Source organism: Acinetobacter sp. Root1280, assembly GCF_001425285.1.
In the GTDB taxonomy this organism is placed as follows: domain Bacteria; phylum Pseudomonadota; class Gammaproteobacteria; order Pseudomonadales; family Moraxellaceae; genus Acinetobacter; species Acinetobacter guillouiae.
In genome coordinates this window covers 102,728-122,053 of record NZ_LMED01000001.1, presented here as the reverse complement: position 1 = coordinate 122,053, position 19,326 = coordinate 102,728, and the positions used below count along the sequence as shown (strand labels likewise).

17 protein-coding genes are annotated in these 19,326 nt (G+C 34.7%); 12 read left to right on the top strand and 5 right to left on the bottom strand.

Annotated elements, in window-relative coordinates:
* Nucleotides 1-5: 5 nt before the first annotated feature.
* The 5 genes from ASC84_RS00550 (at nt 6) to ASC84_RS00530 (ending at nt 2,084) form a co-directional block, all read left to right on the top strand.
* Nucleotides 6-308, top strand: a complete 303-nt coding sequence (locus ASC84_RS00550) for a hypothetical protein (RefSeq protein WP_056510646.1) — start codon at nt 6-8, stop codon at nt 306-308.
* Nucleotides 309-335: 27 nt separating this feature from the next.
* On the top strand, nt 336-785 hold the full coding sequence (locus ASC84_RS00545) for a hypothetical protein (RefSeq protein ID WP_056510642.1): 450 nt from the start codon (nt 336-338) through the stop codon (nt 783-785).
* A gap of 75 nt (nt 786-860) precedes the next feature.
* Nucleotides 861-1,430, top strand: a complete 570-nt coding sequence (locus tag ASC84_RS00540) for a hypothetical protein (protein WP_056510640.1) — start codon at nt 861-863, stop codon at nt 1,428-1,430.
* Nucleotides 1,405-1,746 carry a hypothetical protein gene (locus ASC84_RS00535; RefSeq protein ID WP_056510634.1) on the top strand — a complete coding sequence of 114 codons (342 nt, stop codon included), beginning with the start codon at nt 1,405-1,407 and terminating at the stop codon, nt 1,744-1,746. Before ASC84_RS00540 ends, ASC84_RS00535 begins: the two co-directional genes overlap by 26 nt.
* A gap of 59 nt (nt 1,747-1,805) precedes the next feature.
* A complete protein-coding gene (locus ASC84_RS00530; RefSeq protein ID WP_004861155.1) occupies nt 1,806-2,084 on the top strand; it encodes a hypothetical protein in 279 nt (92 codons plus the stop codon).
* Between the two features lie 123 nt (nt 2,085-2,207).
* Here the strand turns inward: ASC84_RS00530 and ASC84_RS00525 are convergent, their stop codons facing one another.
* Complete coding sequence (locus ASC84_RS00525) at nt 2,208-2,657, bottom strand: hypothetical protein (RefSeq protein ID WP_056510632.1); 450 nt, start codon at nt 2,655-2,657, stop codon at nt 2,208-2,210.
* A 252-nt stretch (nt 2,658-2,909) separates the two neighbouring features.
* On the opposite strand from ASC84_RS00525, the gene ASC84_RS00520 reads away from it, so the two are divergent.
* The 6 genes from ASC84_RS00520 (at nt 2,910) to ASC84_RS00495 (ending at nt 10,865) form a co-directional block, all read left to right on the top strand.
* Nucleotides 2,910-3,533: a hypothetical protein gene (locus tag ASC84_RS00520; RefSeq protein ID WP_056510628.1), complete on the top strand. Its 624-nt coding sequence runs from the start codon at nt 2,910-2,912 to the stop codon at nt 3,531-3,533.
* Nucleotides 3,534-3,645: 112 nt separating this feature from the next.
* Nucleotides 3,646-4,842, top strand: coding sequence for a site-specific integrase (locus ASC84_RS00515; RefSeq protein WP_056510626.1), 1,197 nt, complete (start codon nt 3,646-3,648; stop codon nt 4,840-4,842).
* A gap of 59 nt (nt 4,843-4,901) precedes the next feature.
* Nucleotides 4,902-5,336, top strand: coding sequence for a hypothetical protein (locus ASC84_RS23015; RefSeq protein ID WP_201784130.1), 435 nt, complete (start codon nt 4,902-4,904; stop codon nt 5,334-5,336).
* Entirely contained in the window at nt 5,299-7,257 is a 1,959-nt protein-coding gene (locus ASC84_RS00505; protein WP_227515069.1) for a hypothetical protein, read from the top strand. Before ASC84_RS23015 ends, ASC84_RS00505 begins: the two co-directional genes overlap by 38 nt.
* A 409-nt stretch (nt 7,258-7,666) precedes the next feature.
* On the top strand, nt 7,667-8,437 hold the full coding sequence (locus ASC84_RS00500) for a hypothetical protein (RefSeq protein ID WP_056510624.1): 771 nt from the start codon (nt 7,667-7,669) through the stop codon (nt 8,435-8,437).
* Nucleotides 8,430-10,865, top strand: coding sequence for a DEAD/DEAH box helicase (locus ASC84_RS00495; protein WP_056510622.1), 2,436 nt, complete (start codon nt 8,430-8,432; stop codon nt 10,863-10,865). Before ASC84_RS00500 ends, ASC84_RS00495 begins: the two co-directional genes overlap by 8 nt.
* Before the next feature lie 617 nt (nt 10,866-11,482).
* Here the strand turns inward: ASC84_RS00495 and ASC84_RS00490 are convergent.
* Genes ASC84_RS00490 through atzF form a run of 3 tightly spaced genes read right to left on the bottom strand, consistent with a single transcriptional unit; the run spans nt 11,483 to nt 17,628 of the window.
* Nucleotides 11,483-12,175, bottom strand: coding sequence for a GntR family transcriptional regulator (locus ASC84_RS00490; protein WP_056510619.1), 693 nt, complete (start codon nt 12,173-12,175; stop codon nt 11,483-11,485).
* A gap of 3 nt (nt 12,176-12,178) precedes the next feature.
* Entirely contained in the window at nt 12,179-15,781 is a 3,603-nt protein-coding gene (gene uca, locus ASC84_RS00485) for an urea carboxylase (protein WP_056510617.1), read from the bottom strand.
* A 14-nt stretch (nt 15,782-15,795) separates the two neighbouring features.
* Nucleotides 15,796-17,628 carry an allophanate hydrolase gene (gene atzF / locus ASC84_RS00480; protein WP_056511855.1) on the bottom strand — a complete coding sequence of 611 codons (1,833 nt, stop codon included), beginning with the start codon at nt 17,626-17,628 and terminating at the stop codon, nt 15,796-15,798.
* A gap of 571 nt (nt 17,629-18,199) precedes the next feature.
* Here atzF and ASC84_RS00475 point away from each other — a divergent pair.
* Nucleotides 18,200-18,472 (top strand): putative quinol monooxygenase, encoded by a 273-nt coding sequence (locus tag ASC84_RS00475; protein ID WP_004721040.1) that lies wholly within the window; start codon nt 18,200-18,202, stop codon nt 18,470-18,472.
* A 46-nt stretch (nt 18,473-18,518) separates the two neighbouring features.
* On the opposite strand, the gene ASC84_RS00470 is transcribed toward ASC84_RS00475, so the two are convergent.
* A complete protein-coding gene (locus tag ASC84_RS00470) occupies nt 18,519-19,058 on the bottom strand; it encodes a type 1 glutamine amidotransferase domain-containing protein (protein ID WP_004821051.1) in 540 nt (179 codons plus the stop codon).
* Between the last annotated feature and the right edge of the window lie 268 nt (nt 19,059-19,326).

Sequence of the window (19,326 nt, the reverse complement as noted above, 5' to 3'; positions counted from 1 at the left end):
CATTTATGAAAAATTTCAAACTTTTATTTTGCCTTTTAACTGGTCTTGTTATTTCTAATGCTGCATTAGCAAAGACTGAACAAGTCACCCTTAAAAAGAACATCGTTTTTAGTGGTGAAGCAATAATTATCCAAACAACCAAAGGTGAAGTTATTTTGAATGCTTATATGCTATCAGACAAAGTAGCAAAGCAAATGAAACCATTTAAAAAGGGTCAATGTCTACAGATTCATTCTAAAAACGGATTTTTCAAAGATACCAATGATGGTCAGTACATTCAAAGCATTCAACCATGCGTGAAGAAGTAAAAGCTCTTCTAAAGAATAGGATTATTTATGAAAAAAATACTGTTTGTAGCATTATTGGCTGTTACTGGATTCACTTATGCAGCACCGAATGTATGGCAATCTGACTATGCTCAAGGCTTCTCTGAATATTCAATTCAAGATGTCAAGGACAATACGCTTTGGGTGACTTGCAACGAGGGTGCAGGAGATATGTTTGATCATTCTGTACGCTTCCAAACACCGAAGAATAGCTATGCAAACTCTGATTCCAAATATCCTTTAACTTTCTTATTGGATGGAAAAAGCAAAGTAGCTGCATCTGCTTCTACTAAGTGGCGCAATGGTGCAAATGCTTGGTATGAACTTTCACAAGGAATTTCTAAAGCCAAAAAAATTGATGTGTACCTAAACAATAAAAAGGTCACAACATTTACCCCTAATCAACAAAGCATCAAATCAGTAGCGAAACATATCGCTGCATGTGAAGCAATGTTCTAACCCACAATCTTAAATTTAGGTCCCGATGTGCTCTTGCAGTACATCGGGATTTTTTTATGCTTAAAGGAAGCTATTATGCAACCAAGAATTTTTGACAAAATGAATCAGACTCTCATTAAAACATGGAGTTGTAATAAGTTATCGGACAGAGCTAAAGGTCAGCTTAAATATCAACTCTGGCAAGATAATGACGATCAAAGCTTTGGTATTGCCCTAAGCGAGAATGAATCATCAGGGGGATTCAGTACAGAATTGATCAAAGTTGATCAGATCATTTTATCCTTACAGAAGCTTTATCAATCAGCAAAGCCATTCCATGCTGTTGCATTGAAAGAACTATTCGTAGGTAAGTCAGTCAACAATGCAAGTTTTCTAGGAGCTGCCTTAGTTGATCAAGGTGTAATCCGACTGCATCCACAAACTGCACGATTACTTGAAGTAAATGATGAATATGAACTTTGGCCAATTTCATTTGATGATGTTGTGCAACAAAGTTCATCACCCTCTGAATCTTCTCATGATATTAAACCTGCAAGTGGGAAACGCGGTCCTAAACCAAAGAATCAACAATCAACTCAGATTGATGACTCTGATGCCTTAGCCAATGTGGGGGATGAAAATGCAGTACATCAAGAGCCAATCTGACTTACAGCAAGTATCAGATGAGTCAATTCGAGCAAGTATTTCACTGCACATACAGACACTTGAACATCAGTATGATGAACCTTATCAAGCCACCCTGCATGGGTGGTTTTTTATTTGTGAAGATGACAATGATTTAACTGAATCTTTTCCTCAGCTCAGTTTCAGCTTATCTGAAAAGCTGTCATTAGGTGAAGTTGAATTTGTTGAGAAAAAGCATGATTGGTATGAGGTGTATATCATGCTGAACGACAATGAAGGCATTTTGATCTATGTACCGACTGAGATTTTAGAGCGCCATAAAATCAATCAAATCTAAACCTCTTCACAGACCACCGTCCGCACATTTTTCTATTAATTTTTATGTGAGACTTATTTATGACAAGGCAACGACTATTCGCTTTGGGTCAAGTTGTGTCTACACCCAATGCTTTGGCTTTTGCAGAGAAAAATCAAACTGATTTACTCCAATTACTTTATCGTCATCAGACTGGTGATTGGGGCGATTTAGAAGATGAAGACAAAGAATCAAATGAGGAAGCATTAATTAATGACACTCGGATATTCTCTAGCTATTCGATAGCTGAAGATAAAATTTGGATCATCACGGAAGCTGATCGTTCTTTTACGACATTGTTGATGCCAAGTGATTACTGACCTAACCGTAAAATAGACCCCAAGACCGTTCTGGCCTTGGGGTGATTTTGTATCGTTTTCTGTGAGACAACCAATGATGCTTTGTACAAATAACCTGTCGGACGTTCTACTAGTCCTTGGGTTTCATTCTTCATAGTCAGGAATTTTGCGTACACGCTTTTGAGTATAAAAGCCTCTATCCTTTTTATGCTTACTTCTGCAAATTCTTAAAGTTAGCTTTTTGAGCTTGATTTTGTTTCTTTCCCTGAAGCTCAAAAATAGCTTATTAAATGTACATCTTGAGCATTTAAACTCTAATTGTGATTTTTCATACAGCTCTTTGGTGCTTTTAAAGCCACCTCTTCTTAAAATGCTAAATAAAAACTGATCAAACGTCTCATCTTCCACTCCTTTTTTATGAAAGTTAGTCGCATGTCTTACATAGAATTCTTCTGTAAGATCAATAGTTTTAAAGATTTTAATGTAACGATAAGCTGAACTTTTAGGCGTATTAAATTTATATGCAATTTGGTTTGCATTCATTTCAGGGTTACTTACTAATTCGATAAATATCTCAGGAGGTATATGCGCCATTTCAATTGATTAAAAAATAGTCATTCATTTGATTTTTAAAAGTATGACAGATCCACCAATTTTATCCAGTCCGCATAGGAGAATGCTTGCGCAAAAGAAAGTACCAGTGATTATTTTGATAAAATATATCCATAAAATACAATTAAATAAATAACTTTTACCCTGATTTTACCAATCAAAAGCAATATGAGATTATCTTTTTCGTTGCCAACAGCAACACCTAACTCACTTAACTGAATGGATGATATCTTAATGTCAAAACTTACGAATAAACCCAACTTTGATGATTTACAAGACAAAGTAATGGAAAACCAAATCTGTAAGGAACAGATGCAAAAAAGCATTAAACGAATTGATATTGGAAATAAAAATGTCCGAAATCAATTTGATCAAGGTCGAAACGAGAAACTGAAGTCTATTTCTGGCGTTAAACCTTCAGCTGTTTACTCTGTCGACGTTCAAGACCATAGACAAATGAAATATGCAGAAGGTACTCTGATTGGAGTCGAAATGGCCATTTCAGAATACGCTAAAAATGCTGATACTCATTTAATCATTGGCGGTAACAGTCTTAAAAAAATTTGGTTAGATGGACAAGATACTGATCTTAGTACGCTTCCGCATTCTTTAGATGATTTCACATCAGTGTTATGTGACCAAAAGCCTTCTAAGATTGTTTATTTTACTCTTATGCCTTACATGCATGTCGATTCTGTATTTGGGTTTGGTCTTTATTTGTTTGATGAAGCAGATAACCTTATTTCTAAGTTGGTCTACAAGTTTATTGATGAAAGCATCGCCCCTGAAAATGCTCTTAGACTGAATACACCAACTACTTTTGAGCAGCTAGATGACAGCTCAAGACCTTTCTTCTAAGTCGTAATTTCATCGGCCTAGCTTAACTATCTAAACGTATTTATTTCCTGATTCTCTGAAACATGGTCTCACGATCAGGAATAAGTGCGCCTATTTTTTATGAGGAGAGCTCATGAACACACCATTTTCACTTAAGTCATCAGCGAGTTTTGGGATGTCACAGTTATTCAATATCGAACAACTTACGCTACCAGAGGATAAATCCAAAGTCGAAATCTCGGTTCCCCATGTGAAAGGACTAAAAGTTGTTATTTCTAATGTAAGTAAGACTTTTATGTTCAGAGCTGTCTTTAAGGGAAAAAAGATCAGCACGACATTAGGTAAATATCCTGAAGTGTCCTTACAGCAAGCAATTAGTATTGTAGATAGCTACCAACTTATGCTGAGTAAAGGCATTAATCCTCTTGAGGAGAAAGCACGTATTGAAAATATCCCTAAGCTTGCAGATTTCTTTTATAAGGTCTACATGCCTATGGCGAAGTTAAATAAAAAGTCTTGGAAGGATGATGTTTCAAGATTCAAGAATCATATTGAACCCACTCTAGGGAATATCCAATTAAATCAGATTACAGCAGCAATGCTCAGTGATTTGATGCTTGAAATCAAAACCGAAGATCGTGCCAACGCAACAGTCAATCGAACACGAGCACTATTAAGCAGTATGTTTAATGTGGCTTTTGAACGAGAGATTATCGAGCAATCGCCAATGAGCCGTGTCAAGAAATTGGTTGAACTAAATCAGATTGAGCGATATCTCAGTGATGATGAGCTAAAACGTTTAATGCATATTCTAGCCAATCATCACGCTCATGACATCGATAATCAAATCATTGTCGGTATTGTGGAAATGCTGTTATTGACTGGTGCTCGCAAAGGCGAAGTATTGAACCTCAAATGGAGTGATTTAGATGAGAACAACCATCTTTGGAAACTCAATGAGAATAAATCAGGTAAACCGCGCATCATTCAGCTCAATAGCGAAGCTCAGCAAGTTATTCGCAGAATGTCACGAAAGTATTTGTATGTGTTTGCTAATCCAAAAACAGGACTGCCTTTTAATGATATACGCAAATCTTTTCAGAAAATTTTAGAAGCTGCTCAGATCGAAAACTTTCGAATCCACGACCTACGCCATAACTTTGCCAGTATGGCGGTTAATAATGGCTGTGACATTTATGTGGTTCAACATTTGTTAGGCCATGCTTCACCCACTACGACTCAGCGTTACGCACATTTACGTCAAGATACGTTGCGTAATGCTTCTGAAATGCTCGCTGAACGTATAAATAGCGCTCGTCCAAATCTCTAAATCTTAATTTTTATAACTATCAGAGCATATCGTAAATCGATATGCTCTAAGGAGTTCTCATGCTTAAATCCCAATTACAGCTTTGCAAAAATCAATATTTAACTGATTTATATTTGGAAATTGAGCCAAATAAATCAACATTTCTAGTTGCACCCACTGGTGCAGGAAAGACTACGTTCACTATGGAGGACTTAAAAGCTCAATTCAAACTGGTACTCATTCTAGTACCTACACAAGCTAAAGTCATTGAATTACAAAATCAATATCTGGTTGAGTGCGAGTCTAATTGTGTGCCCCATAACCATATTGAGGATGAATTTGAGGACGAATTTGAGGACGAATTTGAGGACGAATTTGAGGACGAATTTGAGGATGAATTTGAGGATGAATTTGAGGATGAATTTGAGGATGAATTTGAGGATGAATTTGAGGATGAATTTGAGGATGAATTTGAGGATGAATTTGAGGAAAGGTGTTATTGTTGCGACATATGATAAATTCGACAAAATCTTTCAATTAATGAGCAATTCACAAAAGAAAGAAGCTCTACTCGTCATTGATGAAACCCATAAATTATATTCTGCTGGTTCATTTAGGGATGATGCTTTAACGCCTATAATTTGGCATCTACAAAAACGTTCGATTCCTACGAGTCTATTCTTAACTGCAACCAAAACGGCAGAGCTATTTGATCAGCTTAAAATAGAGATTGATCAAGAAATTTTTGTGAAACATAAAAATCCTCCTGTACGTGATATCCGTGTTACCTCTTTACCAAATGGGGACCAATACACAGCTATCGCAATTATTGAGCAAAAAGTTAGAGAACTTATCAAATCATCGGATTCATCAAAAGGAAAATGCGGTAAAACAGTTATTGTACGTGTGAATTCTAGGGATAAATGCGAAAGTTTTAAGCAATACTTTGAGCAACGCTATAAACTTAACTGTATTGTGGTACATAGTAAAACCAAGGGTTTAGCAGATGTTAAAGATATTTTTGAAACACAAAAAATTCCAACTGGTGTAGATATCGTATTTACAACCTCAATCATGGATGAAGCTGTCAATCTGAATAATCCTGAAATTGAAATTGATTCAGTATTTGTTTTGGGTAAACAGGCTCATGTTGAAGAATTGGTACAATTTATTGGTCGATTGCGCATTGCAAATGTACCCTGCCACATCTTATTGCACACAGGTTTGACTAGATCTGAACAAGACCCTGAAAAACTACACCGTAAGCACCAAAAACGCTTGAATGACTTTATTACTCGTGTCAATGATATTGCTCATGCATTAGCAAGTTTAGCCGAGGACTATAAGTTTGATTTTCAAGATAATGATAAACCAAGCATTTATGATAAAGTCAATCGAATGAATGAAAGTTTCAAAGATTGGTTTGATTGTAAACTTTTTGCTGTATATCAAGGGAAATCAATTCAGAATACGGCCAGTCTTGTTTCAGCCTTGTATTTAATTGACACAAGCTACTTTTATAGTAGCTATGAATATATGGCGTGGCGTATTAAGCAATTCTTGCCGAACTGTAAAATTCAATTCTGCGAAGATACAACAGCTACACCTAGCTATATCACTCATTTTTTTGATGAGCGAAAAGTTAATGCTGACAAGGCTTATGCTGAAAGTATTAACCCTGCGCTCAAAATTTTTTTGGAAAACTTTCAAATAGGGTTAAAAAAACCTGAATCCTTAAAGCAGTTATCCACTAAGTTTATTGAGCATAAACAGCAAGATGAGGAATACATTAATAACTTAGCTTATCGTGGAAGCAATCCTGCTCCTTACCCTGACAAAGTTGCCCAAATTTTGAATGAAATTGTCTACTTAGCTCAACACATTGGCAATGTCCATGATATTCATCAGATTCTAACCCTGAGAATTTTCAATACAATTTCTAAAGTGGCTAATGCATATAAAGATAATGAGTTTGTGCGGAATCTAACTCATAAGTTTTACAAGCTTAATCCCGAAAAATACTTAACCAATCAGTACAAACTGAAAGGGCCACAAGCAAGTAAATTACTGTGTAGTACTTTAAAGGCAGTGCAGAAACAGACAAACCTTCCAATGAAATCCATTATTAAAGCTTATCTTATTAAGGGGATGACCTATAATTCTAGCTCTGATTCATTTGAAATTGAAGAAAGCAAAGCACTTAACTATCTTGCGACATATTTTGATGTTAAAGATCGGAATAAGAATAAACCTGAGCGACGTTATCTTGAGTTTCAAGGAATTGCTCAAGGTGGTTTTGAATATCTGCATCTAAAAGATTGGCAAGGTAAACATCTTGTTCCTAAAGAGCCATTTATTATGGATGGTAAAACCTATGATGCTTATACAGGTGCGACGAATATGTTACGAAAAGGAACCGTAGAGGAATTAGATTAAATATTTGGTTAAGTTGGCCTAATCAGCTTCTTAACTTGATTCCAACATTCGCATAGGCCAATGTCCACAAATAAGTTACTTTCAGCTCTTACGCTTTCATAGGAGGCTCTATCTGAAAGTAACTTATTTCTGCACGATGTAGCAGAATTTTTGTGGGGGGAGTTTTTTCTAGTGAGGGAAATTTTTGGAAGTGTGTTCCGTTCCATCGTATTGTGTGGAGATGTTAAGGGGGAGTTTTGTTAATTTTGGAATAATATTAGGTTACAATTTGAGATAAAGGTATAATAGTAAACATTAAAATTTAAAAGTAGTATAAATCTATTATTTTAGTTAAAGTTAAATGAGCCTTTAAAAAATTACTCAAAATTTGAATTTTAATAAATATGGTTTTTAAATTTTATGGTGTAGCATGGAAGTGTTTTCGCAAGCATTAGATGTAAGTAAAGATTTGCATATTTTAAAAGTTAGTACATACGATGCAAAACTAATAAAATTAATCGATAAGTATTTAGTTAAAATTTGCGAAGGGGAAGACTCCGAAGGGGTTGTAAGAGTAAAAAAGAGATTACTTAAATTTATACTAAGCAAACATGAAAATACAAAAATGGGAGCAGTGGCAGAATTTTTCATACATTTGTATTTAAATGATTGTGAATATAAACAAGAGTTTCTTTTTTTTAATTTGGAAGAAACCTCAATAAAAAAAGGGTTTGATGGTGTTTATACAAAAGATGATAAAATATATATAGTTGAAAGTAAATCTGGAAATGAAAAAACAAGTGGGATATCACATATAAATAAGTTAAAAGAAGCTTATAGTGACTTGAAAAAATACTTTGACGGTACCAGTAGTAAGGGGAATAATAATCCTTGGAGAAATGCATATAATCATGCAAGTCATGGTGATATTAAAGCAAAAGATTCTTTAAAAAAGCAAATCAGAACTCTTGCTAATTTATATGATGATGAATCATATGGTAATATTGAAGATTACAACATAATTCCTTGTTCAACAATATTTTTGAATGATAATTGGAATGAGGATTTTATTATTAATTTCATGGATTCTATAGATGACTTGAATGATTTTAATGCAAATAAAATTGATTTAATTGTACTTACAAAATTAAAACTACAGAGTTTTATTAACTTTTTAGAATCGGAGGAAATTAATGATTAATTTATCATTGTTAAAAGAAAATGAAAGATTTTCCACGAATATCGAGAAATTATTTTTAAATGAAAAACTTAGTGAAAGTGAGTTAACTTTTATATTGAGTTGTGCAATTCTTTTTCTAAAAAAATATGAAAATGATAAAATAGAAAAAAATTGCCTTACATTTGCGTATTTTATTCTTTTAAAAGTAGCTTTAGTTAATGATTATTATACTCCTTTATATGATATATCAATAAACATGGGCTGGTACCCTATTTCTAGGTTTATTTTCGATAAAAATCTTAATGCATCAAATAACTTATCTCAAGTCATTTCTGATGCAAAAGTAGATAAATATAAATTTGATGAAATCATTGAGACATTTAAGCAAAAGACAAATAGAGTTGATTTATTAGATTCTAAATATATAGAAAAAGCATATATTGCACCAACCTCTTTTGGAAAAAGTAAACTTATTCAAGAATTTCTAAAAAGAAAAGAATATACGAAGATTGCTATTATTGTTCCAACAAAATCTTTATTAATGCAAACATTTAATACAATAAAAAAACTTTTTAATGAAAGAAAAATAATATTTCATGATGAAATGTATATGGGTGAAAATGAGTTTATTTCTATATTCACACAAGAGCGAGCTTTACGACTACTAAGTAAAAATAAAGGATTAAGTTTCGATCTTCTTGTCATAGATGAAGCACACAACCTAATGGATAAGGATATAAGAAGTATTTTACTATTACGATTAATACGACTAAATGAAATTAGAAATAAATTAAGCAATGTCCTATATTTGTCACCATTAATTGCTAATATTGAAAATATAAAGCACAGTGGTGATCAAAAGGTTTTTGAGCGGAGGATTGATTTTAATATTAAAGAAGTATCAATACATCTTTATGATCAAGATCAAAATCATTACATCTACAATAAATATCTGGATAAGTATTATAATATTAAACGATATCATAATTATTTGGATTATATTTTTTCCAAAGAAAAAAATAAAAACTTTTTTTATCTTAGAAAACCTAAAAGTGTTGAATTACTTGCTGAAGAAATTTGTTCAAAAAAAATCTATAAAACCTCTGATAATTTAGATTTAATTAGCAAAAGCTTATCGGATAATATTCACAAGGATTTCTACTGTGTGGATTATGTGAAAAAAGGATTAATATATTTACATGGAAAGTTACCAGATATAGTTAAAGAGTACCTTGAATATAAATTCAAATCAATATTTGAAATTAAATATTTGGTTTCTAATTCAGTTATTTTAGAAGGTGTAAACCTTCCAATTGATAATTTATATATTTTAAATACTTACATGTTAGACACAAAAAAACTTATAAACCTAATTGGTCGCGTCAACAGATTAAATGAAGTTTTTGACTTGGATAATAACAACCTGAATAAATTAAACCCTGATGTTCACTTTGTCTATGCAGATAATTTCACTAGTAAAAATTCAAAGTTAAGGAGTACAATTTCAAAAATAAAAACAGGTGTTTTTACTGACGTTGTGGCTAACCCTGTTTTATTGAATTATAGTTTTAATAAAAATGATAAAAATAAAACAGAAATGACTACTGATAAATTGGTTGAATTGGAAGTTGAATCAGAAAATATGATCAAATTTAGAGAAGATTTTCTAATCAAAAATGATCATAATGAAGAATTTAAATTAAAGTGCTCTCTAATTGAATCTAATATAGATTCTATATATAAGAATTTTGAAAAATCCTATAATATATTAGAGTTGAAATTTAAAATTTATAAGAATAACCATGAGTGGAACGAGAAAGATGTTTTAGACAAAATATCACTATTTTTTATTGAAGACCTTGAAGATGAAATTAATGAAAAAAATTTATTACGCCTAGCTAAAGTTGAAGCAAAAAAATTCTATAGAGTTTTTAATGAAAATAGGCAAAAACTAAATATGAGTGAAAATATTAAGAATATGCTTAGATATTTTTACTCAATTAGAGAAGAGTTTGCTGGTAAAAATTTTTATGTTGGCTCATCCTATGGAGAGTTTTCGATATCTGATGATAGTTATTTTAAAAATTATATAGATCTTTCTGAAAAAAATGAAAAAGAAATGGTTAATATCGCATTAGTTAAAATAAAAATGGAGTCAGACTTTTTATCATTTAAACTTTATAAGTTTGCCAATGTACTATTTGATATTAATTTATTGAATGAGGATGAATATAACCTCTTTATCTATGGTACAGTTAATAAAGAAAGTAATGATTATATCAGATTGGGTTTAAGTAGTAATATTGTTTTTGCTTTAGAAAAAAATAATCAACTTAAAAACTTAGCCTTAAACAAAAATGGTGCTATTATAGCAAATGAGGAATTTAAAAGATTTATGCTTGAACAAGATGATTTATTCAAATTTGAACTTTCAAAATTTATAAGTTAAATATCTTTATTATTGAGGTCTAGTGTTTTACTTATAATAAGCATGGCCTTTGCGGTCTATAGAAAAATCTTTATATTTCTGCGGTCTATCTTTGCTGTCCAGTTGTAGACCGCGGTCTTTTTGCGGTTTTCGTGAGTTTTTTGCACAAAAAATAGCTTATTATTCTTATACCTAGAAAAACTGATATTTGGGTCATTTTTGTCTTAGAAAAGTCAAAAGCCTTAATTTTCTTAAACTTCCAAATTTATCTGTGGTCTCTTTGATTTTATTCGCTTTTACTATTTTCATAAGCTACAAGCTATTGTTTTATATTATAAAACCATGAAAATCTGTCTCCGCTCATAATCCGTTGGTCCCCAGTTCAAGTCTGGGCGGGCCCACCAAATAAGACAACCACTTAGGTGCATTAATCCTAAGTGGTTTTTTGTTGTTTGCTATTCTTGATTAACTATTTTACATCTGCTTTATCGTCAATTAGCTTTTTTCTTTTAATCGAAGTGTGGAACTTGCGCCCCCTCATTTTTCAGCATTTATACATTTCTCTCAATTTACAACAAATATTCATCATCCTTCCCTTAAAAGCATTGAAGTATAAGTCAATTAATCAAAATTTTAGCTTAAATAAATTGACTAGAATCTAGCATTTGCAATGTAATTTTCTTTACCTCATCACGGCTCTGTTTGATATGCTCTGTAGTCGCATTTAGCGCAGAATGCCGTTCTTTTCTAAAAATAAAACCTAAAATAGTCTGATGCTCAGCATAAGTTGCCTCTATACGATATTGTTTGGAGAAATCTAAGCGACGAATAATTCTAATTTTTTCACTCAGTTCTCGATGTATTCGTGCCATTTCCTGATTACCTGCTGCACGAACAAGAGAACAATGGAAATCTTCATCTTGTTGAGAAAGCGCCTTAATATCTTTTAGGTATTGCTCAGGTTCGATACACCATAAATCTTTTAATACTGCCAACTCAATTGATGGCTCCCCAATATGAGCGCAAAGTATTTCGATGGCTGCTTTTTCTAAAATGATGCGAAGATCATACAGTTCTTCATAATATCTAAAGTTCAGTGGTCTCACCTGCCAACCACTTCGAAAACTAACCTCTACATAACCTTCCTGCTGTAAACGATATAAAGCTTGACGTATAGGGGTACGACTCACTTGATAAGTTTTAGCAATTTCTGACTCAGTAAAACGCTCACTCGGCATAAGTTTAAAATCAAAAATATCATTCTTGATTCTTCGATAAACCAGCTCAGACAAATTGTCTGAGCTTTTTAAAGAATTCTTTATTTCAGTCATATCCTATTCCATATAGACCAATGGCTCACCACTATGTACTGTCTGACCAGCGCGACAAGTCACAGCTTTTACAATACCGTCTTCAGATGCATATACAGGTAATTCCATTTTCATAGCCTCGATGATCGCTACAGTTTCACCTTTCTTCACCACTTGACCATGTTCAACCAATATTTTCCATATATTGCCTGTCATTGATGCATTTAAAGCGACAAAGTGACTAAAATCTTGCTGTTCAATGTAATCCTTTTGGGTTTCTTCTGGATGGATAAAATCTTCTTTCCATCGTTCAACTTCAGTTTTAAAAGCAAACTGTTGTTTTTCTTTAAAGACCTCGATGCTGTCAGCTTCATCCTCTAAAAATTTACAGTATTGCGCATAATCAAATTCAGTTTCTTCAATTTGAATTTGAGCTTGACCATTGGCAAAATCTAAACGCCACTGATCTAATTCAGCTTCAGTAACCTCAAAAAATTTGATTTGGTCAAAAAATTGCAGGAACCATTGTTTATCGCCAAATTGTTTATTCTTTTTAAATTTATTCCAGATCGGTAATGTGCGACCAATTAATTGGTATCCACCTGGTGAATCCATTCCATAAATACACATGTACATACCACCAATTCCCACAGTCCCTTCTGCGGTAAATGTACGTGCTGGATTATATTTAGAGCTTAATAAACGATGACGCGGGTCTATCGGTACTGCGCAAGGTGCTGTCAGATAAACATCTCCTAATCCAAGCACAAGATAATTTGCATTAAATAAGATTTGTTTAACTTCATCACGGTGTTTCAAACCATTAATTCGCTGAATAAAATCCACATTATTTGGAAGCCATGGTGCTTTGGCGCAAACACTTTCCTGATATCGTTCAACTGCACTCAGGGTGGCACTATCTTCAAATGCCATGGGTAAATAAACGATACGTGATGGTATTTTTATTTGGCTTAGATCTCCCATTTGTTCTTCTAAATAGAGCAGTTCAGCGATTAGCGTTTTTTGCGGGATGATCAAACCATCATATTTAATTTGCAAGGAACGAACACCAGGTGATAATTCTAAAATACCTGCGATATTGTGAGCACGTATCAGCTCTATCAATTTGTGGACACGTAACCTAAGGGAAAGATCCAGAATATTGTCACCATACTCAAGTAAGATATAACTATCTCCGGCTTGACGATAAACTGTTTTTGGAGAAAGCTGCATAGCCTCTCTCTGTGCCAAAATCGTCGTACCCATTTCCGCTTTAGAAATAGGGGCTACATCTGGAACAGCAGTTGAAAAGTTTTCAATCAAATCTAGCTGCTGTTGTTCTAATTGATTCGCTTGTTCTACGCTTAATGGATAAAAAGAGATTTTATCATCTGCTTTAAGTTGTCCGATTTTCCATAATTCTGCTTTAGCAATCGTTACTGGGCAAACAAACCCACCAAGACTTGGTCCATCTTTAGCTAAAATAACAGGGAAATCACCTGTAAAGTTGATTGCGCCAATGGCATATTCACAATCGTGTACATTGGAAGGATGTAATCCAGCTTCTCCACCATTTTCTCGTGCCCAACTAGGCGTTGGCCCACTTAAACGAATTCCTAAACGGTTTGAGTTAAAATGAACCGTCCATTCTGAAGCAAAGAATTCTTCAATATATTCTTGTTTAAAAAAATCTGGTGCGCCATGTGGGCCATATAGCACTCCGATTTTCCATTCGGTGCTATAGCTTGGAATTAAGTGGTTAGACAATGCTTGTGGTTGTGCAATGGCAATAGGTAACTCATTCATAAGTAAAGTCGGATTCACCATTTTAATCGTATCACCTGCACGAAGTGTACGACCAGCATGACCTCCAAAATTACCTAATGCAAAAGTCGAGCGACTGCCTAAATATACTGGGACATCCAAACCATCCCGTACTGAAAGATATGTTCGACAACCGGATTCAACTTGCCCTAACTCAAGTATCTGTCCAGACTTGACTGTGATCGGTTGCCAAAAATGAATAGTTTGATCGTCAAGATATGCAGAACATGGCGCACCTGTTAATGCAATGGTGGTATCAGCATGAAATTTTAACGTAGGCCCCATCAAGGTAAATTCAAAACCCGCAGCTTTAGCATCATTGCCTACAATTTTATTTGCCAATTGGAAAGCAAAATCATCCATAGGGCCTGATGGTGGGACGCCAATATCCCAATAACCAATACGCCCAGGATAATCTTGAATCGAACTTAATGTTCCCGGCTGAACCACTTCAATCACCCGAGGTGTATATTTAAAATCGTCTAACATCCGTGTCCAGATTTGCATACTTTCAAAGCGAACATCTGAAATAATCTCACGCGCATAATCAAGATTGGTACTAATACCGTTGAGTCGTGCTTCAACTAATGCTTGTTTTAACTTTTGTATCGCAGCCTCACGATTTTCAGCATGAACGATGATCTTAGCAATCATTGGATCAAAATATTGAGAAATTTCAGTGCCTGTAGATACCCATGTATCAACCCGAATTCCTTCAGGGAAATAAACATCAGTTAAAACACCTGGACTCGGCTGAAAATTCTTAACTGGGTCTTCTGCGTAGACCCGAACTTCTATAGCTGCACCTTGGGGCTGTATATGCGCTAAGTCATCCCAATCCAACCGATCCCCTGATGCGACTTTTAGCATACATTCGATTAAATCCAGCCCTGTTACCATTTCTGTTACAGGGTGTTCAACTTGTAGTCGAGTATTGACCTCTAAGAAATAAAACTCATCTCGTGCTGCATCATAAATAAACTCAACGGTTCCAGCGCTACGATATTGAACCGATTTTCCGAGCTCAATTGCAGCTTGATGTAGTTTTTTTCGTGTTGCGTCAGGTAAATTTGCTGCAGGTGTTTCTTCAACAATTTTTTGGTTACGACGTTGTAGTGAACAATCCCGTTCTCCCAAAGCAACCACTTGACCTTGACCATCACCAAATATCTGTACCTCTACATGACGAGCCTTATCTATAAAGCGTTCTAAAAAGACGCCAGCATCCTTAAAAAATTGCTCACCTAAGCGTTTCACACTTTCATAAGCTTCCATTAAGGCATCTTTTGAGTCACAGCGGGTTAAACCAATACCGCCACCACCTGCGGTACTTTTCAGCATGATCGGATAACCAATTGTTTCCGCAGCTTCGAGTGCTTCATCTAAACTATTTAATAAACCTGTTCCGGGTGTCATTGGCACATTGGCTATGGCCGCCAGTTCACGTGCACGATGTTTTAGTCCGAATTCTAAAATTTGCTCGGCTGTAGGCCCCATAAATGCAATATCGTTTTCCTCACATGCTTGAGAGAACTCAGCACTTTCAGAAAGAAAACCATAACCCGGGAAAATCGCTTGTGCGCCTGTGTCTTTTGCAATTCGGATTAACTTTTCAATATTCAAATACGTATCTGCTGGCTTAATCCCCTGTAAAGCAACTGCGAGGTCTGCATCTAATACATGCTGAGCATAACGATCTGTGTCTGAATAGACAGCTATACTTTTGATGCCTAATTTCTTTAAGGTTCGAATGGCTCTTACAGCAATTTCACCACGGTTTGCAATTAATACAGTATGAAACATGATGCTTTCCCCCCTTAATTCGATACAGCTGGTACTGGATTATTTCGCTGTTGGATATATGCCCGCCATCCTCCCAAATGACTGATATTCTCTGCATCTTCCAAACCATAAGGTTCACAGATAAAGCCTTTTACCCAGCGCCCATCTTCAAGTTCCACATTTCCCATACCCAGTGGTGTCGGGATTTCTGCAACAAACTCCCCAAAACGAGCAGTTGGAATATCCCAAAGTTCTACAATAATGGCTTTCCCCTCAGCTTCATTACGTGCAAGGCCCGGTTTAGGCGGCACTGTCCCATTCAATGCATATAGAGAATATTTACTGGCAGTTTTGGTCGTTTCAATATGTACAGCATCTCTGTTGGTCAATTGAAAATTCAGTGGCATACCTGTTAAATGAGCCCCAACAACAGCCACACGGATATGATGATCAGATCGGGTTAAATCCAGTTGAGTAGATTTCAATTTTGCTTGTGTTGCCCCTAACTTTAAATCGAGATATCGCTGCCAGAGTTTTCCAAAATGAGTTAATGCAGCATCATGCCAAGCAGGTGCAATTAAAGTAATTCCAAAAGGTAAGCCGTCTTCTCGAAACCCTGCGGGTAAAGCCAGTGCACTTAAATCAGCCAAATTGGTGAAATTAGTATATGTACCAAAATGAGAGTTAAACTTAATGGGTTCAATTTTCATTTCTTCGATTGTGTAAATTGTGGGGGATGTTGGTACGATCAAAGCATCAAATTGAGCCAATTTTTCCTGAATTTCACGTGCCAAATCTTGTTTTAGATACTCTGCGTTGTAAGCATCAATCGCTGTGTATTGATAACCCTGTTTAACTATTTCTAAAACTGTTTGATCAAATGCTTCAGGATTTTGTTCGATAAAATCTTCTAAAGCAGCAGTTCGTTCAGCCACCCAAGGTCCTTGATAAAGTTGTACTGCGAGTTTTTCAAAAGCCGTAAAATCAATCTCTGTAATAGAAGCCTGAAAAGACTCAAGTAATTTTAGTGCTTGGTTAAACGCTTGTTCCGATTGTTGATCATCAAAAAAATTTAAAGTGTCGGGTATTGCAAAATTGAGTTTTGAGGTAAAGCGTGCTGGCGCTGTTTTTGGATTTTTCCGCGAGTAACTATCTCGCGCATCATATTTTTCTAATAGATTGGCAACATATTCAGCATCTACAACTGTTAAAGCAAAAATCGAAATACAATCAACAGTCTTACAGGCAGGCAATAGACCATGATTTGAAAAACGCCCTTTGGTTGGTTTTAATCCCACAATATTGTTAAAACCAGCTGGAACACGGCCAGACCCTGCAGTATCAGTTCCCAATGAAAAAGGCACCAGACCACGAGCCACTACGCTCGCTGAACCAGAACTTGATCCACCACTTACATAATTTGGATTAAAGCTGTTTTTAACTGCGCCATAAGGAGATCGAGTGCCAACTAATCCAGTTGCAAATTGGTCCAAATTTGTTTTACCGACGACAACCGCACCAGCATTTTTCAATAACTGGACAAGTGCGGCATCTTGTTCAGCAGGATGAGAGATGATCTTACATGCCGCTGTAGATACAAATCCTTTTACATCAATATTGTCTTTAACTGCGAATGGAATTCCATATAACGGAAATTGCTGATAAATATTCTCTAAGTCATGAGAATCGATTTGAAGATCTTCAATCTGTTGTTTGATTTGTTCGACAGTCGCAATTGAAATCCATGCATTATCCTGCGGATCAAACTCACTCACTAAGTCACACAATTTTTCGATATTAATTTCACCAGTTTGATAAGCCCGTTGCCAATCACTAATCGTCCAGCCACTCATTTTTTCTAAGTACATTTTTTGAATCCCATCTTGTATACAAGTTTGAATTACATTTGCAGGATCCATGCCAAAAACTAACAATCTGTTTTTTATATTCTTTTTATATATGTGAGACTGATATGCAATAATTTAGATCAATTTTTTTTAGTCAAAATGCAAGCTTGCTATTTATGAGTGCAATATAGGATGGTTTATAAAATTGGTGCTCTACTTAGGCAACTTCATCCACTTGTTCATCTGAATAGATTGAAGTCTGTAGCGGTCAACTGCTTTTTAGAGTGAGTCAGCATCACCTTTATGCTCTTTCAAAAGCTCAAGTTTTTTTATGATTTAACTTTATTTTATCGTGGCGATCTTTTACGTTTTTTATGACTTTTCCTACAAATTTTTATTTTCTTATGTTGAGAAATATGACGATTTACGCTCTAAATATTAACCTTATATTTTAAGTATCACTTCTCTATAAGTAATATGTGAGCAATCCAATAAAAAATGGGTATTAAATTTTTACGCAATAAATAATAATATATAAGACTCGTCCTACGCCTACATAAAACAACAGCTATATTTTATCAATGAGAATGCTATGGTTAAGCTAAGTGGTCAGTTAATCTGTGTGTCTGAACAAGAATTAAATATCGTAATCAAGTGTCTTCCAGAACATATCAAGTTAACCAGACAAGAACAAGGTTGTGTTTCTTTTGAGGTCAAACAAAGCCAAAATCCCTTAATTTGGGATGTACATGAAGTTTTTGAGAATCGACAAAGTTTTGAAAATCATCAACGTAGAATATCTGGTTCCGTATGGGGAATTAAAACCCAACATATTCAAAGATTATATGAAATAACCCTCGATTAAAGGGCTATCTCAAAAGTTTAAACTTTGCCTAGCCTGCTCTATTCACTTATTCCAACTCTTTTAATATCGCCTCATTAAAGGCAGGAATATCATCTGGATTACGCGATGTAATGAGTACCCATCCCCCCGTATTACAACGATGAACTTCTTCATCTATCCAGTTTGCACCTGCATTCTCTAAATCTATACGAATACTTTTATATGAAGTCAAATTTTTATCTTTAATTCTTTCTGCATTGATTAAAGCCCATGGTCCATGACATATGGCAGCAATCGGTTTCTTATGGTCTGTAAAGGATTGAATGATTTTCTTAGCATTCTCATCAATTCTCAATTGATCGGCATTGACCGTTCCCCCTGGAATAACCAGCAAATCATAATCACTTGGATCTACTTTTTCCAAAATCGCATGCGGACTATATGACACCGATTTTTCATCATCATGAACAACGGTTCGTACATCGTTTAATTCAATCGCAGCGTGTATGCTTTCTATGCCCTTGCTCGTCAAAAAGTCCAAAGGTTTTTTAAGCTCATCATGCTCAACGCCAGAATTGGAAGTGATGAATAGTACTTTTTTAGTCATTTTCTTACTCCAACAATACGGTATATTTCAAGCTAACAAAAAATACGATTGTAGATGTACAAATTTTAGCTTCTTATTGTTAAATGTTTTAGGATATTGTTTTAAGGCTTGTTATATATCCTTTTATTTTTTTGATCTATAAATAATTAAACACCACTATTAAGCAGCCTATGTATTAAACATCAAATACCGCCATAACAAAAACTACAGAAAAGACCAAAAATTATTCATTCAAAAAATGGCATAACTATTGCTTTTTCAAGTGACC

Coding starts and splice junctions, on each gene's coding strand:
- ASC84_RS00550 (WP_056510646.1), top strand. CDS start 6: ATGAAAAATTTCAAACTTTTATTTTGCCTTTTAACTGGTCTTGTTATT.
- ASC84_RS00525 (WP_056510632.1), bottom strand. CDS start 2,657: ATGGCGCATATACCTCCTGAGATATTTATCGAATTAGTAAGTAACCCT.
- ASC84_RS00540 (WP_056510640.1), top strand. CDS start 861: ATGCAACCAAGAATTTTTGACAAAATGAATCAGACTCTCATTAAAACA.
- ASC84_RS00505 (WP_227515069.1), top strand. CDS start 5,299: ATGAATTTGAGGAAAGGTGTTATTGTTGCGACATATGATAAATTCGAC.
- ASC84_RS00545 (WP_056510642.1), top strand. CDS start 336: ATGAAAAAAATACTGTTTGTAGCATTATTGGCTGTTACTGGATTCACT.
- ASC84_RS00475 (WP_004721040.1), top strand. CDS start 18,200: ATGGTTAAGCTAAGTGGTCAGTTAATCTGTGTGTCTGAACAAGAATTA.
- ASC84_RS00530 (WP_004861155.1), top strand. CDS start 1,806: ATGACAAGGCAACGACTATTCGCTTTGGGTCAAGTTGTGTCTACACCC.
- ASC84_RS00535 (WP_056510634.1), top strand. CDS start 1,405: ATGCAGTACATCAAGAGCCAATCTGACTTACAGCAAGTATCAGATGAG.
- ASC84_RS00500 (WP_056510624.1), top strand. CDS start 7,667: ATGGAAGTGTTTTCGCAAGCATTAGATGTAAGTAAAGATTTGCATATT.
- ASC84_RS00495 (WP_056510622.1), top strand. CDS start 8,430: ATGATTAATTTATCATTGTTAAAAGAAAATGAAAGATTTTCCACGAAT.
- ASC84_RS00520 (WP_056510628.1), top strand. CDS start 2,910: ATGTCAAAACTTACGAATAAACCCAACTTTGATGATTTACAAGACAAA.
- uca (WP_056510617.1), bottom strand. CDS start 15,781: ATGTTTCATACTGTATTAATTGCAAACCGTGGTGAAATTGCTGTAAGA.
- ASC84_RS00515 (WP_056510626.1), top strand. CDS start 3,646: ATGAACACACCATTTTCACTTAAGTCATCAGCGAGTTTTGGGATGTCA.
- ASC84_RS00470 (WP_004821051.1), bottom strand. CDS start 19,058: ATGACTAAAAAAGTACTATTCATCACTTCCAATTCTGGCGTTGAGCAT.
- ASC84_RS23015 (WP_201784130.1), top strand. CDS start 4,902: ATGCTTAAATCCCAATTACAGCTTTGCAAAAATCAATATTTAACTGAT.
- atzF (WP_056511855.1), bottom strand. CDS start 17,628: ATGTACTTAGAAAAAATGAGTGGCTGGACGATTAGTGATTGGCAACGG.
- ASC84_RS00490 (WP_056510619.1), bottom strand. CDS start 12,175: ATGACTGAAATAAAGAATTCTTTAAAAAGCTCAGACAATTTGTCTGAG.